This is a genomic window from Chamaesiphon sp. OTE_20_metabat_361, assembly GCF_031364565.1.
The window spans coordinates 1-2,570 of sequence record NZ_JANLWO010000791.1 but is presented as its reverse complement, the minus strand read 5'-3'; the positions used below and the strand labels follow the sequence as shown (position 1 = coordinate 2,570).

Genomic DNA, 2,570 nt, shown 5'->3' with positions numbered 1-2,570 from the left:
AGAATCTATTTTTGACGATCGAGCCGGACATATCTTACCACGCGGTATTCCTGCTGCTGTCTGTGACAAGACAGCAGCCAAGCTATTCGATTTAATTCCTAATGAATGTATCATCACGCCATCAACTTGGCATTATCAAGGCGATGGCTGCTGTTAAATTAATTGAGAATTGAGAATTGAGAATTGAGAATTGCGGATGCTAAGCTGTGCCTCTGTCTCCCGACAGTTTGCGACTGAAATCACGCGGAGGTTCCCGACCCATGTGTTTCAGTAAAGACAGCGAAAAGTGCGTTCTTGGGTTTCCCCTGTCTTGTCGGTTTTTTTATTCGGAGGGAACCTCCGAATAAAAAAGCGACGCATCGAACGGGAGGTTCCCTCCCGTTTGTGTGGTTCTACAAACCTAAAATTCTACAGTTAATGGGGCGCGGGGGAAGGGAATCACATCGCGGATATTAGTCATCCCCGTCATGAATTGCACCAACCGCTCAAATCCCAACCCAAAGCCAGCATGAGGAACGGTACCATAGCGGCGGAGATCTAGATACCACCAGTAATCGGCGGGATTTAAACCTTGGGCGATCAATCTGCGTTCCAGGATGTCGAGCCGTTCTTCCCGTTGGGAGCCGCCGATAATTTCACCGATTTTCGGAGCTAAAATATCCATCGCCGCGACGGTTTTACCATCGTCATTGAGCCGCATGTAAAACGCTTTGATTTCGACGGGATAGTCGGTGAGGATCACTGGCTTTTTAAAAACTTGTTCGGCTAAATAACGCTCGTGTTCGGATTGGAGATCGAGTCCCCAACTGACTGGATATTCAAATGTTTGACCCGACTTTTCGAGGAGTGCGATCGCATCGGTATATGTTAATCTCTCAAATTGATTATTAATAATATTCTCGGCTGTATCTAAGACGGATTTATCGATCCGCTCGTTGAAAAACTCCATATCTGCTTGACAATTTTCCATCACATACTTGAAAATGTATTGGAGAAATGCTTCCGCGAGATTCATATCTTCTAACAGATCGCAAAATGCCATCTCCGGCTCGATCATCCAAAACTCAGCCAGGTGACGCGAAGTATTCGAGTTCTCCGCGCGAAAAGTCGGCCCAAACGAGTAAACGTTGCTAAATGCCATCGCCATCACTTCGGCTTCCAACTGACCGCTGACGGTCAAATACGCCGCCTTTCCGAAGAAATCTTGACTGTAGTCGATCTCCTTTTCTGGGGTGAGGGGGACATTCTTGAGATTGAGGGTAGTGACATTGAACATCTCCCCCGCACCTTCGCAGTCACTAGCACTAATAATCGGCGTATGTACCCACAAAAAGCCGCGCTCTTGAAAAAACTGATGCACTGCCGTCGCGCAGGCATTTCGGACTCTGAATACCGCGCTGAGGGTATTGGTACGCGATCGCAAGTGCCCGATCTCGCGTAAGAATTCAAAGGAGTGGCGTTTCTTCTGAAGGGGATACTTTTCGGGATCGGCTTCACCGTAAATCTGTACCTGAGCGGCTTTGACTTCTACGCGTTGTCCTTTGGCGGGCGACTCTACCAATTCGCCGACAATCTCGATCGAGGCACCCGTGTTAATCTGTTTGAGGATCGTGGCATAGTTGGGGACATCTTTGTCGATTACTACCTGGATATTTGCCATGCAGGAGCCATCATTGATATCGACAAAGGCAAATTCTTTAGCTTCCCGCTTACTCCGAATCCAGCCTCTTACAGTCACCGCATCTCCAGGATTTCCGCCCCGCAGGATGGTAGCAATATAGTTAGTAATCATCTTTAAGGTCGTGCTAGTACATCGATGTAGGTAAATCTCACTCTACTAGTCTGCCATATTCGACTAGCCAAGGTAGCACTTACATTTTGGGCATTACATTTTACTCATCCCGTTATGAATAATTTACAACGTCAATCGATCTTCATGCTAATTTTGGCTTTAGGTATGCAAACTGCCAATCCGAGCCGAGCGGTATCGCAGCCAAACGATCTGATGCAACTGGCGTCAGCAACACCAGGATTTCCTGACAAAATCATCGCAAGTAAAACTATAACTGGATACTTTACTAATTTTGTTTGGGGCGATTATTTTTATGCTGTTATCGCGACCAATCGCGGAAATCAGACTTTTTTAGTAGATAGAGATGAAGATTGTTTTTTGGCTTATCATCAAAAGGTCAGATTAAAGATCCGCTACGATCGACTTCAACGCTACATTCCCCAGGCTGGCAGCTATCAACCGATCGATGTCATTAGAAACATCCAGACAAACCGCACGGATTTAGTCAGATGGCGCAGATCGATTTCACCCGCCAAGTTAAAGCAGTGTCGGCGATTAATCGATCGAGCGACAACTTCTAAGTAAACTAAAAAGGAGTACTAACAACTAATTAGCTAGCACCCCTTCTTAATCTATATAAATCTCAAACTATCGATTAAATTAGTCGATCGAGTGGACTTTTAGCTGCCAATCGACCTACCTACAGACGATTGTATTAGTCACCCCCGCTCGATCGGTGCGACTAGAATTACTACATTCTGCACCATGCTTATAGATT

Annotated in this window: 2 protein-coding genes and 1 pseudogene; 2 read left to right on the top strand and 1 reads right to left on the bottom strand. The window is 46.0% G+C overall.

What is annotated here, in order from left to right; all coding sequences use genetic code 11:
• Window positions 1-157, top strand: a pseudogene (locus tag RMO35_RS25455) (SAM-dependent methyltransferase); the annotation flags it as partial.
• Between the two features lie 243 nt (window positions 158-400).
• Here the strand turns inward: RMO35_RS25455 and asnS are convergent.
• Window positions 401-1,792 carry an asparagine--tRNA ligase gene (asnS, locus tag RMO35_RS22430; protein ID WP_309744486.1) on the bottom strand — a complete coding sequence of 464 codons (1,392 nt, stop codon included), beginning with the start codon at window positions 1,790-1,792 and terminating at the stop codon, window positions 401-403.
• Between the two features lie 114 nt (window positions 1,793-1,906).
• On the opposite strand from asnS, the gene RMO35_RS22425 reads away from it, so the two are divergent.
• Window positions 1,907-2,377 (top strand): hypothetical protein, encoded by a 471-nt coding sequence (locus RMO35_RS22425; protein ID WP_309744484.1) that lies wholly within the window; start codon window positions 1,907-1,909, stop codon window positions 2,375-2,377.
• The last annotated feature ends 193 nt before the right edge of the window (window positions 2,378-2,570 follow it).

Bases quoted from the DNA above. Each gene is read 5' to 3' on its own strand.
- asnS (WP_309744486.1), bottom strand. From the start codon at position 1,792: ATGATTACTAACTATATTGCTACCATCCTGCGGGGCGGAAATCCTGGA.
- RMO35_RS22425 (WP_309744484.1), top strand. From the start codon at position 1,907: ATGAATAATTTACAACGTCAATCGATCTTCATGCTAATTTTGGCTTTA.